The 18,785-nt window shown below is 63.9% G+C and carries 19 protein-coding genes; 8 read left to right on the top strand and 11 right to left on the bottom strand.

Translation table 11 applies throughout. The annotated features are described in order from the left end of the window. Nucleotides 1-150: 150 nt before the first annotated feature. Nucleotides 151-825, top strand: a complete 675-nt coding sequence (locus tag AC56LG_RS03515; RefSeq protein ID WP_497164742.1) for a hypothetical protein — start codon at nucleotides 151-153, stop codon at nucleotides 823-825. Continuing rightward, the gene (locus AC56LG_RS03510) at nucleotides 818-1,504 is read left to right on the top strand and encodes an RES family NAD+ phosphorylase (protein ID WP_497164741.1); all 687 of its coding nucleotides are present in this window, start codon (nucleotides 818-820) and stop codon (nucleotides 1,502-1,504) included. The genes AC56LG_RS03515 and AC56LG_RS03510 overlap by 8 nt, the downstream gene beginning before the upstream one ends. 30 nt (nucleotides 1,505-1,534) lie before the next feature. Here AC56LG_RS03510 and AC56LG_RS03505 read toward each other — a convergent pair whose 3' ends face one another. Continuing rightward, nucleotides 1,535-1,858: a helix-turn-helix domain-containing protein gene (locus tag AC56LG_RS03505; RefSeq protein ID WP_497164740.1), complete on the bottom strand. Its 324-nt coding sequence runs from the start codon at nucleotides 1,856-1,858 to the stop codon at nucleotides 1,535-1,537. A 160-nt stretch (nucleotides 1,859-2,018) separates the two neighbouring features. After that, a complete protein-coding gene (locus AC56LG_RS03500; RefSeq protein WP_497164739.1) occupies nucleotides 2,019-2,300 on the bottom strand; it encodes a type II toxin-antitoxin system RelE/ParE family toxin in 282 nt (93 codons plus the stop codon). Between the two features lie 87 nt (nucleotides 2,301-2,387). On the opposite strand from AC56LG_RS03500, the gene AC56LG_RS03495 reads away from it, so the two are divergent. Then, a complete protein-coding gene (locus AC56LG_RS03495; RefSeq protein ID WP_497164738.1) occupies nucleotides 2,388-3,563 on the top strand; it encodes a pyridoxal phosphate-dependent aminotransferase in 1,176 nt (391 codons plus the stop codon). A 10-nt stretch (nucleotides 3,564-3,573) separates the two neighbouring features. On the opposite strand, the gene bdcA is transcribed toward AC56LG_RS03495, so the two are convergent. Continuing rightward, on the bottom strand, nucleotides 3,574-4,287 hold the full coding sequence (bdcA, locus tag AC56LG_RS03490) for an SDR family oxidoreductase (protein WP_497164737.1): 714 nt from the start codon (nucleotides 4,285-4,287) through the stop codon (nucleotides 3,574-3,576). Nucleotides 4,288-4,362: 75 nt separating this feature from the next. On the opposite strand from bdcA, the gene AC56LG_RS03485 reads away from it, so the two are divergent. Continuing rightward, entirely contained in the window at nucleotides 4,363-4,950 is a 588-nt protein-coding gene (locus tag AC56LG_RS03485) for a TetR/AcrR family transcriptional regulator (protein WP_497164736.1), read from the top strand. Nucleotides 4,951-4,960: 10 nt separating this feature from the next. Here AC56LG_RS03485 and AC56LG_RS03480 read toward each other — a convergent pair whose 3' ends face one another. Beyond that, a complete protein-coding gene (locus AC56LG_RS03480) occupies nucleotides 4,961-6,673 on the bottom strand; it encodes a M1 family metallopeptidase (RefSeq protein ID WP_497164735.1) in 1,713 nt (570 codons plus the stop codon). Nucleotides 6,674-6,841: 168 nt separating this feature from the next. Here AC56LG_RS03480 and AC56LG_RS03475 point away from each other — a divergent pair, with 168 nt between their 5' ends. Together AC56LG_RS03475 and AC56LG_RS03470 are read left to right on the top strand one after the other, a co-directional pair. Beyond that, entirely contained in the window at nucleotides 6,842-7,819 is a 978-nt protein-coding gene (locus AC56LG_RS03475; RefSeq protein WP_497164734.1) for a hypothetical protein, read from the top strand. Nucleotides 7,820-7,826: 7 nt separating this feature from the next. After that, nucleotides 7,827-8,225: an antibiotic biosynthesis monooxygenase family protein gene (locus AC56LG_RS03470; RefSeq protein ID WP_497164733.1), complete on the top strand. Its 399-nt coding sequence runs from the start codon at nucleotides 7,827-7,829 to the stop codon at nucleotides 8,223-8,225. Nucleotides 8,226-8,286: 61 nt separating this feature from the next. Here the strand turns inward: AC56LG_RS03470 and AC56LG_RS03465 are convergent, their stop codons facing one another. The 7 genes from AC56LG_RS03465 to uraH form a co-directional block, all read right to left on the bottom strand. Next, nucleotides 8,287-9,522, bottom strand: a complete 1,236-nt coding sequence (locus AC56LG_RS03465; protein ID WP_497164732.1) for a type II secretion system F family protein — start codon at nucleotides 9,520-9,522, stop codon at nucleotides 8,287-8,289. A gap of 10 nt (nucleotides 9,523-9,532) precedes the next feature. Continuing rightward, nucleotides 9,533-11,218 carry a type IV-A pilus assembly ATPase PilB gene (gene pilB / locus AC56LG_RS03460; RefSeq protein WP_497164731.1) on the bottom strand — a complete coding sequence of 562 codons (1,686 nt, stop codon included), beginning with the start codon at nucleotides 11,216-11,218 and terminating at the stop codon, nucleotides 9,533-9,535. 372 nt (nucleotides 11,219-11,590) lie between these two features. Further along, nucleotides 11,591-13,159: a methyl-accepting chemotaxis protein gene (locus AC56LG_RS03455; protein ID WP_497164730.1), complete on the bottom strand. Its 1,569-nt coding sequence runs from the start codon at nucleotides 13,157-13,159 to the stop codon at nucleotides 11,591-11,593. A gap of 118 nt (nucleotides 13,160-13,277) precedes the next feature. Then, the gene (locus tag AC56LG_RS03450) at nucleotides 13,278-13,685 is read right to left on the bottom strand and encodes a hypothetical protein (protein ID WP_497164729.1); all 408 of its coding nucleotides are present in this window, start codon (nucleotides 13,683-13,685) and stop codon (nucleotides 13,278-13,280) included. A 9-nt stretch (nucleotides 13,686-13,694) separates the two neighbouring features. Continuing rightward, nucleotides 13,695-14,948 (bottom strand): porin, encoded by a 1,254-nt coding sequence (locus AC56LG_RS03445; protein WP_497164728.1) that lies wholly within the window; start codon nucleotides 14,946-14,948, stop codon nucleotides 13,695-13,697. A gap of 232 nt (nucleotides 14,949-15,180) precedes the next feature. Then, nucleotides 15,181-15,738, bottom strand: coding sequence for a ClpP family protease (locus tag AC56LG_RS03440; protein WP_497164727.1), 558 nt, complete (start codon nucleotides 15,736-15,738; stop codon nucleotides 15,181-15,183). Between the two features lie 70 nt (nucleotides 15,739-15,808). Beyond that, the gene (gene uraH, locus AC56LG_RS03435; protein WP_497164726.1) at nucleotides 15,809-16,162 is read right to left on the bottom strand and encodes a hydroxyisourate hydrolase; all 354 of its coding nucleotides are present in this window, start codon (nucleotides 16,160-16,162) and stop codon (nucleotides 15,809-15,811) included. 107 nt (nucleotides 16,163-16,269) lie between these two features. Here uraH and puuE point away from each other — a divergent pair, with 107 nt between their 5' ends. Beyond that, entirely contained in the window at nucleotides 16,270-17,217 is a 948-nt protein-coding gene (gene puuE, locus AC56LG_RS03430; protein WP_497164725.1) for an allantoinase PuuE, read from the top strand. A 96-nt stretch (nucleotides 17,218-17,313) separates the two neighbouring features. Further along, on the top strand, nucleotides 17,314-18,780 hold the full coding sequence (gene xdhA, locus AC56LG_RS03425; RefSeq protein WP_497164724.1) for a xanthine dehydrogenase small subunit: 1,467 nt from the start codon (nucleotides 17,314-17,316) through the stop codon (nucleotides 18,778-18,780). Nucleotides 18,781-18,785 lie beyond the last annotated feature (5 nt).

Below are 18,785 nucleotides of genomic sequence, written 5' to 3'. Positions count from 1 at the left end.
GCGTGCGCAATGTACGTGCTTTTAATAAAGAACAGCTGAAATCTTCCTGAAAGCCCGTCTTGATCGGCGCCAGCACCGCATCTGGCACGAAGCGGTTATATGGGTTAGTATGAAGTCATGCCGTTCAATCTAATCTCAGCAGGAGGCAGCATGCGCGTACTGGAATACGGAGTGTCCGGTATTTCAACCCTTGCGGGCAAGCCTGGCGAGGTCAGCCGGGGCCTCGACGGGGTCGATGCCGAACAGGTCGTGGCAGTGGCAATCGCCCATGCGACACCACGCGAGGCGGCGGCGATGGCGGAAACCTTTGCGAATATTGCCGACCTCGTCAAAACCATCGTCGGCAACCACCACCGGCAATCGCTCGAAGCAATCGTCGAGGCGCTGGTACCCAAGGCGCCGCCCACGCCGAACGAACTCAAGGAAGCCGCCATGCTGGCGCGCGCCCGCACCGCCGTGATCGATAGCGGCGACTGGATGACGGCGGCCCAGATCGCGGTGGCAGCAGGATTCAGCGCCAGCAATCCGAGCGCACAGCCCAACAAGTGGAAGCGCGACGGCACTATCTTCGCCATCCGCCACAACGGCATCGATTATTTTCCCAGCTACGGCCTCGACCCACAAGCCGGCTACCGGCCGCGCAAGGCGCTGGCCGACGTCATCAGATTGTTCGGCGACGCCAAGGACAGCTGGGGCTTGTCCTACTGGTTCATGTCCGCCAACAGCTACCTCGGCGGCAAAACGCCGCGCGACCTGCTGGCGCGCGAGCCCGAGCGCGTACTGGCCGCGGCCGCCGACGAATGCGAAGGCGTGCTGCATGGTTAAGACGGCCGCCAGGCCGGACGCACCCTCCATCCCCGGCGCGGCCATCGCGCCACCACCCATCCTGCATGTCACCACCGCCACCTGGCCGCGCGCTACCGTCATCCACCGCGTCCATCACCGCGACTACGGCGCGGTCCAGTTCAATCCCGGCATCAAAGGCAATGCCCGCTTCAGTCCCATCGTGGATGCCGGCGGAGCACGCATCCCCACGCTCTACGGCGGCGCCAGCTTCGCCTGCGCCGCCATGGAAAGCGTGTTCCACGACGTGCCCTTCACGGCCGGCTTCAAGACCTACGACAAGTACAAGCTGGCAGGGCAGGGGCATTCGCAATTCATGGCCGCCCAGGACCTGCTGCTGGCCGACCTCGGCAGCCGCGCGCTGCGCAAACTCGGCGTCGAACGCAAGCAGCTGATCGATACCGAAAAAGACCAGTACCCGACCACCCGCCAATGGGCGGTGGCGATCCACGCCGCGCTGCCGCAGGTGCAGGGCCTGCTCTGGATTTCGCGCCAGGACGACAGCGCGCGGGCGCTGGTGCTGTTCGGCGACCGCATCGCCGATGGCGTGCTGCAGCCGGGCGCGCCGACGCGCAGCCTGGTGGAGGATGCGGCAGCGTATGGGGAATTGCTGGCGCTGGCGGAGCAGATCGGCGTGGATATCGTGCCGGGCCGGCGCTGAAGAGCCGCTGTCGAGCGGTAGCGAATGAGATCAGGCTCCTTTTACTTCTCGCAGCGAGCGCTTGAACGCCTTCAGGTCTGCTGTCGCGAACATGTCGCTTCGACCGATTTGCGATGTGGCCCGAATCTTGTTGGCACTGACATAACGCCGGAATGTCGACATCGAAACGTCCAGATACTGTGCAGCTTCCGCGGCAGTGAATTCAGCGCCACTCAGGTGGCCGAAGACTTGCTCGTGTGAGAGGTCCTCGTCGCTCAAGCTGTTCTCGCCAAGTAACTCGTAAAAACGCGCGCGTTCCTTCTTCGTGAGCTTTCGAAAGTCCTGGAAGACAGCATCGGCAGTTGGGTGGTTCATGGTTGACCTCTCATGATTTCAGGTATTTTTTCAAATCTGCATAAAAATTTTCGTGTGTTCCTGCCTGGTAAAAATCGATAAATAACAGATCAACTTTTACATTCTCAGCTGCTATCTCTTCATCGGTCGGCGGCCGGTATGCGACCAAGTACTCCTGCTTTTAATGCACGAACTTAAAAACGCGTATGCCTTGCAAATCACCGGTCTTTGCCTCTCCAATAGCCGGACTCTCGCAGATTTCCTCTACCGCGTCCTCGATCGCGAGCTGAAGCGGCTTGTGTTGCTTCTTGACGAATCTCGAGAACGGAGGCTTGAAATGGCTTGCATGGAGTGAGTTGTTTTGCGGTCTAAATTGAGTATATATGATGTCACTTTGGGCTGCAATGCGTGAGCATAAAGTACGCAAGTGATGTGTCAACGGAGAGCCATATCTGCAGTTCACTCTGTATAGGTGCCAATGCCGGCCCTGAGCAAGCAAAGCGCCCCACCTGTAGAATCGCAGCGCACAGTCTCACATCGAAAAACCACCATGAAAATCTCCCAACGCGCCCAGTCGATCGATCCCTTCTTCGCCATGGAATTCGGCAAACGCGCCGCCGCCCTCGAATCGGAAGGGCATCAGGTCATCAAGCTCAGCCTGGGCGAGCCCGACTTCGGCCCGCCGCCGGCCGTGCTGGAAGCGGCGCGCAAAGCCGTCGACGGGCCGTTGCCCTACACCGGCGCGCTCGGCACGGCGGCCCTGCGCGAGGCGATCGCCGCCTTTTATCTGCACGAGCATGGCGTTACGATTGCGCCGAGCCGGATCATCGTCACCGCCGGCGCCTCCGCCGCGCTGCTGCTGGTGACCGCGGCGCTGGTCGATACGGGCGACGAAGTGATCGTGGGTGATCCATCCTACCCCTGCAATCGCCAGTTCCTCAGCAGCTTCGGCGCGCAGGTGAAACTGGTCGGCACCGATGCGGGCAGCCGCTTCCAGCTCGATGCGGACAGCGTACGCGCCAACTGGACGGCCGCTACCAGGGGGCTGATGATCGCGACGCCCTCGAATCCGACCGGCACCTCGGTGCCGCCGGACGAGTTGCGCGCCATCTGCGACTGGGCGCGCGAACACGGCGCCTGGCGCCTGGTCGACGAGATTTATTTGAACCTGGGCGACCGCGATGCAGATGGCAGGCCGCCGCAAACGGTGCTGGCCTTTGACGACGGCGCCATTGTCATCAACAGTTTTTCCAAGTATTTCGGGATGACCGGCTGGCGCCTGGGCTGGGCGGTCGTGCCGGAAGCGCTGGTGCCGACCATGGAGCGCCTGGCCCAGAATTACTATATCTGCGCCTCCAACCTGTCGCAGCAGGCGGCGCTGGCCTGCTTCACGCCGGACTCGCTGGCTGTCTGCGAAGCGCGGCGCGTCGAGTTCGGGCGCCGGCGCGCGCTGGTGCTGGCCGGCCTTGCGGGAATTGATTTGCCGGTGCCGGTGCCGCCGGACGGCGCCTTCTACGTGTATTTCGACGTCAGCGGCACCGGCCTCACGTCCTGGCAGTTCTGCGAGCGCGCGCTGGACGAAGTGCACGTCGCGCTCACTCCGGGGAAGGATTTCGGCCACTGCGGCGCCGACCGGTACGTGCGCCTGTCGTATGCCGCCAGCGCCGACCACCTGAACGAGGCGATCCGTCGCCTCGGCATATTGATGGCGCGCCTGGCCGGCTGACGCCGGCAGGTCAGGCACCAAATGCGCCGTCGATGGTGTGCATCGCGCCGGTGACGAAACCCGCCTCCGGACCGGCCAGCCAGGCCACCATGGCCGCGACTTCTTCCGGGCGGCCATGGCGCTTGAGCGCCATGAAGCCGTGCATCAGGTCTCGCATCGGTCCGTCGGCCGGATTGGCGTCCGTATCGATCGGGCCGGGCTGGACGACGTTGACCGTGATCCCGCGTGGCCCGAAATCGCGCGCCAGGCCGCGTGCCATGCCCTGCAGTGCCGACTTGCTCAGCGCATAGGCCGCCATGCCCGGAACCGGCATCCGGTCGCCATTGACCGAACCGATCACGATGATGCGGCCACCCGGCAGCATCCGACGCGCCGCCTCCACCGCGGCGTGATAGGGCGCATGCACGTTGATCCGCAACAGGCGGTCGACCGCATCCGGATCGAGTTCGAGTGCGTCGCCGAAGAGGGCGATCCCCGCGTTCACGACCAGTACGTCGAGTTGGCCGCTGCTGCGTACCACCTCGATGACCGCATCGCGGTCGGCACTGTCGGCCATGAGCGCCGTGCTTCCGGTCTCGGCGGCCAGTGCCTGCGCCGCCGCCGGCGACCCCGAGTAGGTAAAAATGACCCTGGCGCCGTCGGCGACGAAGCGCCGCACGATCGCCGCGCCGATGCCACGGCTGCCACCCAGTACCAGCACAGATTTATTCTCGAAAGTACCCATTGTGCGCCTCTATGCGATTAGTTTAGGAGTTGCTACAATAATCGATCCAGTTTTCCTGTCAAGGTTTTTGTAGTCATGACTAAAGAAATAGCCCGTCCCCGTGGCCGGCCACGCAAATTCGATCCCGACCATGCGACCGCGGTCGCCCAGGATTTGTTCCATGCGCGTGGCTACGACGATGTGAGCGTGGCGGACGTGACCGACGCCCTCGGCATTAACACGCCCAGCTTTTATTCCGCCTTCGGCAGCAAGCTGGGCCTGTACAACCGGGTCATCGAACGCTACGGCGCCAATGGCGCCATTCCGCTGGCCGACCTGCTGCGCGCCGACCGTCCGGTCGTCGAGATCCTTGGCGCTTTGCTCGAGGACGCTGCCCGCCGCTACTCGGCCGATCCGGCGGCGACCGGTTGCATCGTCCTCGAAGGGTGCGGCAGCAGCGACGAAGAAGCGCGCACGGCGGCGCGCGCCGCCCATGCGGCGGCCGAACAGGTGATATTCGACTACATCGCCAGGCGCCACCCGGCGCAGGCGGCGGACGTGTCGGCGTATGTCAGCACGGTGATGAACGGCCTGTCGGCCAAGGCCAGGATGGGGCAAAGCCAGGAACGCCTGCTGGCCAGTGCCCGGCTGGCCAGCCTCGCGCTGGCCCAGGCCCTCGGCTGAGCGGCGCCCGTCAGGCGGCCTTGTTCTTCCGCTGCTCTTCCCGGTACTGCTGGAAGCGCTCGATGCGCAACTCGCGGCGCAGGATCTTCGAGCGCGGGTCGAGCGTATAGTCCGCGCCCGCGGCGGCGCCCGCCGGCAGCTCGACGCTGCCGCGCCCGTCCGCCATCGGAACGGTGACGATGCGGCTGCCGATGCGCACCTCGACCGGCATCGGGAACGGCGTGTTCTTTTCCGTTTTCCAGGCCAGCTGCAGGGTAGTGCCGCTTTTCGTCGCCTGCAGCTCCGGCAGCGCCGCCTGGTACAGGTAGGCCTGGAAGAACCAGTCCAGGTCGCGGCCGCTGGCGCGCTGGGCGATGGCGATGAATTCCGCCGTGGTGCCGTAGCGCGGCGCAAAGTTGCCCGGACGCGGCGTGTCGGTTCCGTAGACGATTTCGCGCACCGAGCGGAAGAAAGCCTCGTCGCCGATCAGGCCGCGCAGCGTGTGCAGCAGCAGTGCGCCCTTGTTGTAGATGTCCTGGCCCGGACCGCCGCGTTTCGGGTCGTATACCTCTTCGCCCAGCTTCGGCTTGCCCGAGACGATCGGCGCCTTGTTCTGGATACTCGAGCGCAGCTGCATCAGCGAGGCAAAATATTCCTGCTCGCCATGCAGGTATTGCACGTACAGCGGCTGCATGTAGGTGCCGAAGCCTTCGTGCAGCCACATGTCGTCCCAGTTGGCATTGGTGAGCTGGTTGCCGAACCATTCGTGGGCGAATTCATGTTGCAGCAGGTCGTCGTAGCCATACGGCGTCTTGGCGTACCCGTTGCCATAGGCGTTGACGGTCTGGTGCTCCATGCCCTTGTGCGGCGTCTCGACCACGCCCATCTTTTCGTCGCCGAAAGGGTAGGGGCCGATCACGGTCTCGAAGAAGTCGAGCAGCTGCGGGAATTCCGCGAACAGTTCGTTCGCCCCCTTTTCGCTCTGCGGCAGATACCACAGGCGCAGCGGAATCGAGTTGCCGTAGCGGCTGCGGTAGGTGCCGGTGAGTTCCTTGTAGGGGCCGACGTTGACCGAGATGCCGTAGGTACTCGGATTCTTCGTGCGCCAGTGATAAGTACGCCAGCCGTCGGCTTCATCCATCCCCATGGCGATGCCATTGCCGGCGACGACCAGCGGCGCCGGCACGCTGATGTGCTCATCGACCACCCTGGCCTTGCCGGTCGGGTGGTCGATGCAGGGCCAGAACAGGTCGCAGCCTTCGCCTTGCACGGCGCTGGCGACCCAGGGTTGGCCGTCGGGCGTCTGCGACCAGACGAAGCCGCCATCCCAGGGCGCTTTTTTCGCCACGTGCGGCTTGCCGTGGTAGCGCACGCGCACGGCCGTTTGCTTGCCGGGTTCGAGCGGGCGCGGCAAGGTGATGGTCAGCTTGCCTTCCGGATTGCGCCAGTCGGCGGCGCCCAGGCGCTGGCCGTCGACCTCGATCGCGTCGATTGGCAGGTTGCGGTCCAGGTCCAGCTCGATCTGGCGCAGCGGCGCGCGCGTGCCGAAGGTCAGCAGCACGTCGCCGCGGATGCTGCGGCTGGCCGGTTCGATGCGCAGGCGGATGTCGGCTTTTTCGAAGTCGAGCGATTTCTGCTCGGTGCTGCGTTCGGCGCCAGTGCCGGTGGTATATGCGGTCAGCGGCGGCTGGGTGGCGCAGGCCGCCAGCAGGAGGGGGAGGCTGGCGGTGGCGATTCTTTTCATGTTGTGCGCAGGGGGAGGCTGTTGATGTGATCTCGGGGAAGATATCACATGGGCAACCGTTGCGCACTTGCAAGTTTCGCCAGGCGCAGGTGACAAAGCACGCATTTTCTACTTCTATAAACCGCTATCCTTAGGAAGTTTCCAACTGCCACCCAAGGACAACGATTCATGCTTCCTCTGCGCCAGACGATCAACCGCCTGTTTCTTGGAGCGCTGCTGGCAACAGCGTGCGCTGCAGCCTGTGCCGCAGCAAGCTCCCGGCAACTGCAGGATGCCTGCAAGCCAGATAGCGCGCCAGGCACCGTGCTGCACGGCGTGCAGGTTCGTAAAATCGAAGCCAGTCCCAACGACCTGTCTTACTACGAAGCGCGCTCGGACGCGACCGGCAGCAGCATCCGCATTTATCATGAGCCGGACTTGACCAATGCCGCCGCATCGAAGGCGGCGTGCCTGATGGGCATGCTGGACCTGCTGTCGACAGGGCTTCTGCATCTGCGTGGTCCGGTTCGCTGGTCGCCGATTGTCCTGACTCACAACACTAATTACATTCCACCCAAACGTGACGGCGAGCTGCGCTGGAGCACTGTCTTCAAGTCGACGACATGGGAGCCGGAAAACCTGCGCTTTCTTCTCGTCGTGATGCCGCACGAAGAAACGCATTTCAGTCAGAGCATGGGCGGTCCGCGCATGCCGCGCTGGTTTCAAGAAGGCCATGCAGAGTGGAGCGGTTTGCAGGTAAGCGAACTGGTCTCTCCCGTTCTGGCGGCAACCGAGCGTTCCAGGCGCGCCGAGGAGTTCCGCAAGCTGGGTGCGGCCCACCTCGGCGCCTGGGGCGGTATCAGCGTCAAACCCGAAGCCATCGAACGCCAGCTGAGCGCCGAAGACCGTGAGCGGCGCAAAAAGGATCCTGCCTTTACTCCACCCGGACCGTTCAGTTTTGGTCCCGACGACATGGTCGAGGACAATGGCAATGAGGCCGGCCGTTACGGCGCTGCGCTCGCCCTGTTTGCCGGACTCGAGCAGCGACATGGCCGGGCTGCCGTGCAAATGTGGGTACGCGCCGTTCTGGAGGCTAAGGACGCTACCCAGATCGTTCCGCTCGCGCGTCGAATGCTTGGCGAAGACCTGGTCCCATTGCTGCGCTAAGCCGGCCTTGGGTGGCAAAGCCGCCCAAGCCATCAACGGCAAGCTGATATCCACTTACTACTGGAAGGGCTCGCCACAACACGACAGGACCCTTATGTACGCGATTTACTTTAGATGGAAAGTAAGTACTGGTCATGAGCGAGACTTCGAGCACGCCTGGCGGGAACTCACCGAACTGATACGCGATGAACACGGCGGTCTGGGGTCGCGTTTGCATCGGTGCACCGACGGCTACTATTTTGCGTATGCCCAATGGCCGTCCGAACGCTTCTGGACGACACAACCCGAGCCTACTGCACGCATGGTCGAGCTGCGCAACCAGATGCGCGAATACGCTGAACTTGTGGACGGCCCCATCCGGGGTGACGTCGTTGCCGACCTTCTGATATCGGCAGCGCCTGACTAAGGGAACAGGCTAGCGATAGCTCTACATCAGATAGATGTCGAGCTACCGCGAACCTGTGTTCTTACACCACCGACCCCAACTTAAAGATCGGCAAATACATCGCCACCACCAGCCCGCCGATCAGCACGCCGAGAATCACCATGATCATCGGCTCCATCAGCGACGACAGCGCGGCCACCGCTTCATCGACCTCGTCTTCGAAGAAATCCGCGACCTTGCCGAGCATGCCGTCGAGCGCGCCGGATTCTTCGCCGATGGCGACCATCTGCGTCACCAGGCTGGGGAACACGTTCACGTTCTGCATCGCCACCGTCAGGCTGGTGCCGGTGCTGACTTCGGTCTGGATGCGGCGGGTGGCGTCGAGGTAGACGGCGTTGCCGGAGGCCCCGCCGACCGAGTCGAGCGCTTCGACCAGCGGCACGCCGGCGGCGAACATGGTCGCCAGGGTGCGCGTCCAGCGCGCGATGGTGGCCTTGCGGATGACGTCGCCGAAGACCGGCAGGCGCAGCAGCAGGCGGTCCATGGCTTGCTGCATTTTCAGCGAGCGGCGCCAGGACTGGAAGAAGAAGTAAATGGAGCCGAAGAGCGAGCCGAAGATCAGGTACCACCACTCGACGAAGAATTCCGACATGCCCATCACGATCATGGTCGGGGCCGGCAGGTCGGCGCCGAAGCTGGCGAACACGGATTTGAAGGCCGGGACCACCCAGATCATGATCACGGCGACCACGATAAAGGCGACCGCCAGGATGGCGATCGGGTAGGTGAGGGCGGACTTGATCTTGCTTTTCAATGCCAGCGTCTTTTCCTTGTAGACGGCGAGGCGGTGCAGCAGGTCTTCCAGGATACCGGCCTGTTCGCCGGCGCCGACCAGGTTGCAGAACAGCGGGTCGAAGTAACGCGGGTACTTGCGGAAGGCGTTGTTCAGGCTGGTGCCAGTCTCGATGTCGCCGCGGATGTCGAGGATGAGCTTCGACATCGACGGGTTCGCATGGCCCTTGCCGACGATATCGAAGGCCTGCAGCAGCGGGACGCCGGCCTTCATCATCGTCGCCAGCTGGCGCGTGAACATGGTCAGGTCCTTGTCGGTGATCTTCTTGCCGCTGCGGTAGACGCGCTTCTTGACCTTGGTGACCATGATGCCCTGGCGCCGCAGCGTGACATTCACGATCGCCTCGCCGCCCGCGCGCAGTTCGCCGCGCACGGTCTTGCCGGACTTGTCCTTGCCTTCCCAGGCGTAGACCGCTTCCTTGATTTGCGCGCCGCCGCGGCTGCGGGTGCTGAGGGAGGTTGCCATCTTCTGAATCCTATTCGTTGGTGCAGCCGAGCACTTCTTCGAGGCTGGTCAGCCCCTGTTTCACTTTCAGCAAGCCCGAGCGGCGCAGCGAGTTGACGCCATCCTTCTCGGCCTGGGCGGCAATCTGCATCGAGTTGCCGCTGGCCAGGATCAGTGCTTCGATGGCCGGCGAGATCGGCATGATCTGGTAGATGCCGACGCGGCCCTTGTAGCCGGAGCCGAGGCAGCGTTCGCAGCCGACCGGGCCATAGGGCTTCCAGTCGTCCTGCAGGTCGCTCTCGCGGTAGCCGGCCGCCAGCAGCGCTTCGCGCGACATCTCGAGCGGCTGCTTGCAGGTGCACAGGCGGCGCGCCAGGCGCTGGGCGGTAATCAGGATCACCGAAGAGGCGATGTTAAAGCCGGCCACGCCCATGTTCATCAGGCGCGTCAGCGTCGAGGGCGCGTCGTTGGTGTGCAGGGTACTGAACACCATGTGGCCGGTCTGCGCGGCCTTGATCGCGATGTCCGCCGTCTCCAGGTCGCGGATCTCGCCGACCATGATGATGTCCGGATCCTGGCGCAGGAACGACTTCAGCGCGACCGGGAAGGTGAGGCCGGCGCGGTCGTTGACGTTGACCTGGTTCACGCCCGGCAGGTTGATCTCGGCCGGGTCCTCCGCGGTCGAGATGTTGATGCCGGGCTTGTTCAGCACGTTCAGGCAGCTGTACAGCGAGACCGTCTTGCCGGAGCCGGTCGGCCCCGTCACCAGCACCATGCCGTAGGGGCGGGTGATGGCGCTCAGCAGCAAATCGCGCTGGTCGGGATCGTAGCCGAGCGAGTCGATGCCCATCTGCGCCTGGGTCGCGTCCAGGATACGCATGACGGTCTTTTCGCCGAACAGGGTCGGCAGGGTGCTGACGCGGAAATCGATGGTGCGCGTGGCGGACAGGATCAGGCGCATGCGGCCATCCTGCGGCACGCGCTTTTCCGAGATGTCGAGCTTGGCCAGCACCTTGATGCGCGAAACGAGCTTGTCGCGGATCGACAGCGGCGGCATCGCGTGGTCGCGCAGCACGCCGTCGACGCGCATGCGGATCCGGTAGTATTTTTCGTAGGGCTCGAAGTGGATGTCCGAGGCGCCCAGTTGCACCGCGTCCATCAGGATCTTGTTCAGGAAGCGCACGATCGGTGCGTCCTCGACCTCGTTGGTCGCTTCCAGCGGCACCGCCGCCTGTTCTTCCTCGGCGAACTCGATCTCGGCGTCGTCGCCCACCATGTCGTTCAGGCTTTGCTCGGCACCCTTGCTCAGGCTGGCCAGCAGCGCCAGCAGGGTGTCGTGGGCGACGATCACCGGCTCCACCGCCGCTTCGCTCTGGAACTTGATCTGGTCCAGCGCCTGCGTGTTGGTCGGATCGGAAATCGCCACCGACAGCCGGTTGCCGCGCTTGGCCAGGGCGACCACGCGCTGCGCCGCCATCAGCTTGGCGTCGATGGCGCCTTCGGGCAGCGCCTCGACGCTGAAGGTACTCAGGTCGAGCAGCGGGTAGCCGAAGGTCTCGGCGCAAAAGGCGGCCAGGGCAGCCGCGTCGATGGTGCGCTCGGCCAGGATGGCGTCGATAAAGGCGGTGCGCTCGAGCGTCGCCTTCTTTTGCAAGCCGTCGGCCTGCTGCGCGCTCAGGCGGCCAGCTTGTACCAGCGCGCGCGCAAGTCCGGACATCGGAGTGCCTGGGGTCGCGTGCGGGAGGACTGCTGCCATATGAGCCGTAAAGTAGGGGGAAGGACAAGAGGGCCGCGCGAGGCTGTTCCGAGGCGGCAGACTCCTCGGATGATGCCTACAGGCATCAAATTTGTAAAGCGTTTCAACGGTGTGGAGATGCGTGCGCGCCACGTAGACGAAATGCCATGACGCCCCGCGCACGGGAGTTTGTTGGCGTTTCGATTACGGGTGTTGGCGGTACGTCAACCAAGTTGAACATTGTAGGGTGGGCGCCCCGTGCCCACGCGTGAAACCGGCACCGTGTTAGCGGGGTCTTTTATAAAACGAAGCCAACACCTTGCAATGTTTACGCGTGGGCACGGGGCGCCCACCCTACCGCAGCGCCAGCCGCGCCGTCCGGCCAGCCGGCGCCGGTGCATCCGCCTGCGCGGCCAGCTTGAACACCGACAGCGCCCCATTCAACTGCCCGGTCTGCTCGGTCAGCGATTCGGCCGCCGCCGAGGCTTCCTCGACCAGGGCCGAGTTCTGTTGCGTCATTTCGTCCATGCTGTCGATCGCGCGGCCGATGTCTTCGATGCCTTCGCTCTGGCGCTGGCCGGCCAGGGTGATCTCGGCCATGATGTCGTGCACCTTTTTCACCGAGTCGACGATCTGGCCCATCGTCACGCCGGCCTGGTCGACCAGCGCGCTGCCGGCGTTGACCTTGGCCACCGAGTCGCCGATCAGTTCCTTGATTTCCCTGGCCGCCGCCGCGCTGCGCTGGGCCAGGTTGCGCACTTCTCCCGCCACGACCGCGAAGCCGCGGCCCTGTTCGCCGGCGCGCGCCGCCTCGACGGCCGCGTTCAGCGCCAGGATGTTGGTCTGGAAGGCGATGCCGTCGATGACGGCGATGATCTCGACGATCTTCTTGGCCGAGCTGTTGATGTCGCCCATCGTGCTGACCACGCCGCCCACCACTTGCCCGCCGCGGCTGGCGATGTCGCTGGCCGACACCACCAGCGCATTCGCTTCATTGGCGTTCGCGGCGTTCTGGCGCACGGCGCCGGTCAGTTCGTCCATCGCGCGCGCGGTGCGCTCCAGGTTCGATGCCTGCGACTCGGTGCGGCCGGCCAGGTCGGCATTGCCGCTGGCGATTTCGGCGCTGGCGACGGCGATCGTCTCGGCCGAGGTCTTGATCTCGGCGACCATCGTCGCCAGGCGCGTGCGCATGTCCTTCAGCGACGCCAGCAGGCTGGTTGTGTCGTGGGCGCCGGTGTGGATTTCCATGGCCAGGTCGCCCGCGGCGACGGCGCCGGCGATCTGGCGCGCATATTCGGGTTCGCCGCCGAGCTGCTGCCAGATGGCGCGCACCACGATCCACGACACCAGCACGAGGCTGGCGACGACGACCAGCGCGGTCAGGATCATGGTCCACAGCACGCGGCGCACGTTCGCTTCGCTGCTGGCGATGCCGGCCTTGAACTGCGCCTTCGCGCTGGCCTGGGTCTGCTCCAGGTCTTTGGTCAGCGTGGCGAGCGTGGTCTGCATCTTGGGCACCACGGTTTGCGGGTCGCCTTCTTCGAGTTCGAGCATGATGCGCGCGGCCGACAGCGCCGGCGCATAGTAGTCGTTGAATTCGGTGAGCAGGCGGGCGCCGTTGGCGGCCTGGCCGTCGATGCGGCCGAACTGCTGCAAGTGGGTGCGGACCGCCTCGGCCTGCTTGCCGACCGCGTCGATGCGCTCCTTGTCGCCTTCGCTGACCGCTTCCATCAAGCCGTCGGTGATGTCCTTGACCTCGAGCGTGAGCGCCTTCGCGGCGTCGAGCACCGGGTAGTCGACCTGTTCGGTGGAGTTGATCGACTCCAGGGCCTGGTTGGCGATGGTCGCGGAGATGCCGACGCCGAGGCCGAAGATCAGGGTCGAAATGACCGGCAATGCCCAGATCCTGCGTTTGATGCTCATGTTCTTGTCTCTTTCAACGTGCGGCTGACAATGGATGGCGCAAGCTCCCTGCGCTTTCAGGCAGAAAGCCCTGCCGGCTGGGGAGCGGGCAGGGCTGGCTTTTTAATAAAGCGCGTTGTTACGGCGCGCTGAAGACCACCTTGACGCTGGCGTCGACGGCGCTCTTTTCGATATAGCCGATCGCCTTCGGGTTGGCGGCAACGGCAGCCTTGACGGCGGCGCTGTTGGCGGCCTCCTTCGGCAGCGTGGCCTTGCCGGTGAAGACCAGCTTCGACCACAGCGCCTTGGCCTGCGAGGCTTCCTTGTCGGTTACCTTCTTGTAGAACTCGGCGCGGATGGGCGCATCCTCGGGCTGGTCGATCGGCGTCATGCTGCTCGATTTACCGAGGAAGAACTGGGCGATCTGCTCCTTCGACAGCGTGGCCTCGGCTGCCTTCGGGTTGACCACGACGACGACTTCGGCGAATGCAGGCACGGTCGCGGCGAGCACGGTTGCGGCGATGGCCGCTTTCAATAGGGTGTGCATGGCGGCTCCTTAGAAGACGAAGTCGATGGCGACGGCGCCGACGGTCACGTCGCGGTTGAAGCCGGGCGCGGCGTTCAGCAGCAGGCCGCTGCCGGCGGCCGGCTTGACGCGGTCGACCTGCGCCTTGAAGGCGAGCGAACGGTAGAAGTCCCAGCGCACGCCGATCGAGGTCGTGCTCTGCTCGCCCTGGCCAAGGCCCGAGTACGGTACGCGGTTCGCGCCGGCGCTCAGTGCCATCATGGTTGGCGTACAGGCGGCCGGGTAGCCTGCCGGGCAGGTGGCCGGTACGACGTTGGCCGGATGGCCATCGATCGAGACCTTGCTCTGGATGAAGTACGGCAGCACCTTGCCGAAGCGGTAGCCGCCCATCACGTACCACGAGGTGGTGTCGTTGACGTAGCTCTCGGTCTTGCGCTTGGCGAACTCGCTCTGGACGACGACGTCGTTCCAGTCCATACCCAGGCCAACCGAGGTAAATGAGGCTTTCTTGTCGGTCGGGTCGATCTGGTCCGCCATTGCATTGAGCTGCGGGAAACGGTAGCCGGTGCCGGCGGCGCGCAGGCCGCCGATCAGGGTCGTCAGGCTGGTCGAGCCGGTGACCGTGATCTTGGCGTCGACGCGGCTGATGCGCCCCGTGAACGGGCCATGCTCGGCCACGAGGTTCAGGGCGGTGATGTCCTTGCCCTTGCCGGTGACATCGCCAGCGACCTTGACTTCGGAACGGCCGAACGCCAGCTGGCCAGTGAGTGTGGTGTCACCCACAGTTTGCTGCCAGGTGGCGTCGATGCCATCGATATTGTTGTACGGTACCTGCGAGTACAGTTCGCTCGGCGGGCGCAGGAAGGTATTGACGTAGCCGACGTTGCGGTAATCGGAAATCATGAATGTCGGCATGCCGATACGGCCCACGCGGACGTTCAAGTGGTCGTTGATGCGGGCCTTGGCGAATGCCCAGGACAACTCTGCGCCGAAGTCGTCTTCGGCATCGCGGCGCACCAGGCCCTGCGCCGTCAACGAGAGCCAGCTGTTGACGCCGACGTCGGCTTGCAGGCCGAGGTTCGAATCGACGCCGGTGCGCGGACTTTTACGCGCGCCGGTGGCCTGGTTGGGACGGCCGAATTCGGCCTGGTCGGTATTGGTCCAGGTGAGGGCGCCGGTACCGAAGCCGCTGATCTTGACCGTCGGGCTTTGCGCTTCCTGCGCGAAGGCCGACGACAGCGCCAGCGGCAGGGCCAGCACGGCAGTAATAAATTGCTTGTTCATGAGACGACCTGTAACAGATGCTGCGTTTATAAGGACTCTTGTTAGGGAAACATCCATGCCGAGGCATGAAGTGACGGAAATGATTGTATCCACACGGCAAAACAATAAACAAGAAAAAAGCGCGTTGATGTACGACAAAAATCGTCAATACATCACGCGCTGTTGTTTTGTCGAAACGAAAATCTTGAACAGTAAATTTTCGATAACTTTTGATGGATATAAAAGATATAAACTAATTCCACCAGTGCGAGGTCGCCCCCATCTCCGGCAGGCGCGCCTGCACCGCTTCATGGATCAGCCCGGCGCGCACGGCCTGCTCGGCCGTGTAGATGCGCGCATTGCCGAACAGGTGAGGGCGGATGTCGTGCGCTTCGGCCGCGCCGCGCGTGGCCTCGTCGTAGATGGCGGCATAGCGTTCGGCATCGAAGTCGAGGCATTCGCGCCATTCCGACACGCGCGAGTGGTCGGCCGCCACCAGGTTGCCGAAGCCCCAGTGCAGCGGGTGCACCAGGAAGCGCGCCCCCGGGCAGGCGTAGCGCTTGGCCCCGGCCAGGAAGATGACGACGCCGACCGATTCGACGCTACCGATGTTGAAGGTGGTCAGCGGGATCGGCAGCGATTTCAGGAAGAAATACAGGGCGAAGCCGGAGGTCATGTTGCCGCCCTCGCTCGACATGTGCAGTTCGATCTCGGTGGCCCCGTTCTGCAGCGCCTGCAGGCACATGTTGCGCACGCTGCAGGCCGACTGGTGGTTGATCGGTCCGATGAAATGAACAATGTGCAAAGCCATTGGTCCCTCCTGTCCTGAACGCTCAGGATAGCAATGTTTTGCGGGAAATGGCGACGACTGTTGTACGGATTCAACTACCCCGATACGTCGAATACGACCAGGGCGTCACCACCAGCGGCACGTGGTAATTCTGCCCCGGATCGGCCACGCCAAACGCGATCGTCACCCGGTCGACGAAGCGCGGTTCCGGCAAGTCCACGCCTTGCGCCGCAAAATAGTCGCCGGCGGCGAACACGAGTTCGTAGCGGCCGGCCTGCAAGGCGTCGCAGGCGAGCAGGGGCGCGTCGCAGCGCCCATCCGCATTGGTCGTCGCCTGCACCAGCAGGCGGCGGCTGTCGCCGTCGACGGCATACAGCGCGACCGCGACGCCCGCGGCCGGGCGGCCGTGCGCGGTATCGAGCACGTGGGTGCTGAGTTTGCCCATCGGTTCTCCTATATGAAGGTGCTGAAAGTGTGTATCTGGCCGATCATATACCGATGCCGTCCTGTCAATATATGATCGGCGATATACCTCTCATCCCCGGCTTACCCATGCATCCAGATTATCCGCGCGACATGACCGGCTACGGCCGCACGCCACCGCACGCCCAATGGCCGGGCGGGGCGCGCATCGCGCTGCAGTTCGTGCTCAACTATGAAGAGGGCGGCGAAAACTCGACCCTGCACGGCGATCCGAATTCGGAGACTTTTTTATCCGAAATCATAGGGGCGCAAGCTTTCCCAATGCGCCATATGAGCATGGAGTCGCTCTACGAATACGGCTCGCGTGCGGGGTTGTGGCGCCTGCTGCGCATGTTCGAAGAGCGAAAGCTGCCGCTGACGGTGTTCGGCGTGGCGATGGCGCTGCAGCGCCATCCGGAAGCGGTGGCTGCTTTCCGCGAACTCGGCCACGAAATCGCCTGCCACGGCTTGCGCTGGATTTCGTACCAGAACGTCGACGAAGCCACCGAGCGCGCCCACATGGTCGAAGCCGTTGCCATCCTGCGCGCGTTGACGGGCGAGGCGCCGCTCGGCTGGTACACCGGGCGCGATTCGCCGAACACGCGCCGCCTGGTGGTCGAACACGGCGGCTTTGCCTACGATGCCGATTACTATGGCGACGACTTGCCGTTCTGGCAGCAGGTGGCGCACACCGGGCCCGACGGCGCCGCGCGCACGACGCCGCACCTTGTCGTGCCCTACACGCTCGACACCAACGACATGCGCTTTGCCGCGATGCAGGGCTTTAATTCCGGCACCCAGTTCTTCGATTACCTGAAGGACGCCTTCGACGTGCTGTATGCGGAAGGCGACCCGCAAGGCCTGAACGCGCCTAAAATGCTCTCGATCGGCCTGCATTGCCGGATCGCCGGACGGCCGGCGCGTGCCGCCGCGCTGGCGCGTTTCCTCGATTATGTGTTGCAGCACGAACAGGTATGGATCACGCGCCGCATCGACATTGCCGAGCATTGGAAACGCACCCATCCGTTCATTGGTTGATATATTGGTTTGATGATAATTAACATCAGTAATTGGGTATAGTTGCACGAGGTCCGGACAGAGTATCCTGCACGCTGCTACCAATCCGAGGCAAGCATGGCCGAACCGATCCGCTTTTATTTCCGCAACGCCGTCCACGAAGTGACCGGCGTGGCGCCGACGCAAACCATCCTGCAGCACCTGCGGGAGGACTTGCGCTGCACCGGCACCAAGGAAGGCTGCGCCGAAGGCGACTGCGGCGCCTGCACCGTGGTGGTCGGTTCGCTGGAAAACGGTGCGCTGGAACTGAAGGCGGTTAATTCCTGCATCCAGTTCACGCCCACGCTCGACGGCAAGGCGCTGTTCACGGTCGAAGACCTGCAACTGCCCGACGGCCGCCTGCACCCGGTGCAGCAGGCGCTGGTCGAGTGTCACGGCTCGCAATGCGGCTTTTGCACGCCGGGGTTTGCCATGTCGCTGTGGGGCATGTATTTAAAACAGGAAGGACAGAAGCCGTCGCGCTGCCAGGTCGACGACGCCCTGTCCGGCAACCTGTGCCGCTGCACCGGTTATCGCCCGATCATCGAGGCGGCCGGACGCATGCTGGAATTGCCGCGCGCCGAATTCGACCGCGCCGCGGTGGCCGACCAGTTGCGTGCGCTCGAACGCGGCGAAGGAACGACCTACACCTACGAAGGCCGCAGCTTCCATGCGCCGCGCACGCTGGCTGAACTCGTCGCCCTGCGCGCCGCCAATCCGCAAGCGCTGATCCTGGCCGGCTCGACCGACGTCGGCCTGTGGGTCACGAAACAGATGCGCGAGCTGAACGACATCATCTATATCGGTAACGTCGCCGAGCTGAAATCGGTGGTCGAAGCGGACGGCATGCTCGAAATCGGCGCCGGCGTCACGCTGCAGGATGCCTACGCGGCCGTGTGCCGCCACTATCCGGCCGAGCTGTCGGAGATGTGGCAGCGCTTCGCTTCGCTGCCGATCCGCAATGCCGGCACCCTGGGCGGCAACGTCGCCAACGGCTCGCCGATCGGCGATTCGATGCCGTGGATGATTGCGCTCGGCGCGCGCCTGGTGCTGCGCGGTGGCGCCGGCGAGCGCGAACTGGCGCTGGAAGATTTTTATCTCGGCTACCAGCAAAAGGATTTGCGGCCTGACGAATTCGTCGCCGCATTGCGCGTGCCGCTGCCGCGCACGGACGTGCGCTTCCGGACCTATAAGCTGGCCAAGCGCTTCGACCAGGACATCTCGGCCGTCTGCGCCGCATTTGCATTGACGCTCGATGGCGAGATCGTCACGGAAGCGCGCATCGCCTTTGGCGGCATGGCGGCGACACCGAAGCGCGCCGCCAGCGCCGAAGCGCTGTTGACGGGCCGCGCCTGGAGCGAGGCGGCCTTGAAAGAAGCGATGGCCGCGCTGGCCCAGGATTACGCACCGCTGTCCGACATGCGCGCATCGGGCAGCTATCGCATGAAGACCGCGCAAAACCTGCTGCGCCGCTTTTGGCTGGAAACCCGCCTCGACAATCCGCTGCCGCCAAGCGCGGTCAACGCATTCGCTGCCACGGCGTAAGGAGA

The organism is Telluria sp. ZB2R32 (assembly GCF_059685715.1).
This window is presented reverse-complemented; position numbering and strand designations above follow the sequence as displayed.

Bases quoted from the DNA above. Each gene is read 5' to 3' on its own strand.
- AC56LG_RS03515 (WP_497164742.1), top strand. From the start codon at position 151: ATGCGCGTACTGGAATACGGAGTGTCCGGTATTTCAACCCTTGCGGGC.
- AC56LG_RS03510 (WP_497164741.1), top strand. From the start codon at position 818: ATGGTTAAGACGGCCGCCAGGCCGGACGCACCCTCCATCCCCGGCGCG.
- AC56LG_RS03505 (WP_497164740.1), bottom strand. From the start codon at position 1,858: ATGAACCACCCAACTGCCGATGCTGTCTTCCAGGACTTTCGAAAGCTC.
- AC56LG_RS03495 (WP_497164738.1), top strand. From the start codon at position 2,388: ATGAAAATCTCCCAACGCGCCCAGTCGATCGATCCCTTCTTCGCCATG.
- bdcA (WP_497164737.1), bottom strand. From the start codon at position 4,287: ATGGGTACTTTCGAGAATAAATCTGTGCTGGTACTGGGTGGCAGCCGT.
- AC56LG_RS03485 (WP_497164736.1), top strand. From the start codon at position 4,363: ATGACTAAAGAAATAGCCCGTCCCCGTGGCCGGCCACGCAAATTCGAT.
- AC56LG_RS03480 (WP_497164735.1), bottom strand. From the start codon at position 6,673: ATGAAAAGAATCGCCACCGCCAGCCTCCCCCTCCTGCTGGCGGCCTGC.
- AC56LG_RS03475 (WP_497164734.1), top strand. From the start codon at position 6,842: ATGCTTCCTCTGCGCCAGACGATCAACCGCCTGTTTCTTGGAGCGCTG.
- AC56LG_RS03465 (WP_497164732.1), bottom strand. From the start codon at position 9,522: ATGGCAACCTCCCTCAGCACCCGCAGCCGCGGCGGCGCGCAAATCAAG.
- pilB (WP_497164731.1), bottom strand. From the start codon at position 11,218: ATGTCCGGACTTGCGCGCGCGCTGGTACAAGCTGGCCGCCTGAGCGCG.
- AC56LG_RS03455 (WP_497164730.1), bottom strand. From the start codon at position 13,159: ATGAGCATCAAACGCAGGATCTGGGCATTGCCGGTCATTTCGACCCTG.
- AC56LG_RS03450 (WP_497164729.1), bottom strand. From the start codon at position 13,685: ATGCACACCCTATTGAAAGCGGCCATCGCCGCAACCGTGCTCGCCGCG.
- AC56LG_RS03445 (WP_497164728.1), bottom strand. From the start codon at position 14,948: ATGAACAAGCAATTTATTACTGCCGTGCTGGCCCTGCCGCTGGCGCTG.
- AC56LG_RS03440 (WP_497164727.1), bottom strand. From the start codon at position 15,738: ATGGCTTTGCACATTGTTCATTTCATCGGACCGATCAACCACCAGTCG.
- uraH (WP_497164726.1), bottom strand. From the start codon at position 16,162: ATGGGCAAACTCAGCACCCACGTGCTCGATACCGCGCACGGCCGCCCG.
- puuE (WP_497164725.1), top strand. From the start codon at position 16,270: ATGCATCCAGATTATCCGCGCGACATGACCGGCTACGGCCGCACGCCA.
- xdhA (WP_497164724.1), top strand. From the start codon at position 17,314: ATGGCCGAACCGATCCGCTTTTATTTCCGCAACGCCGTCCACGAAGTG.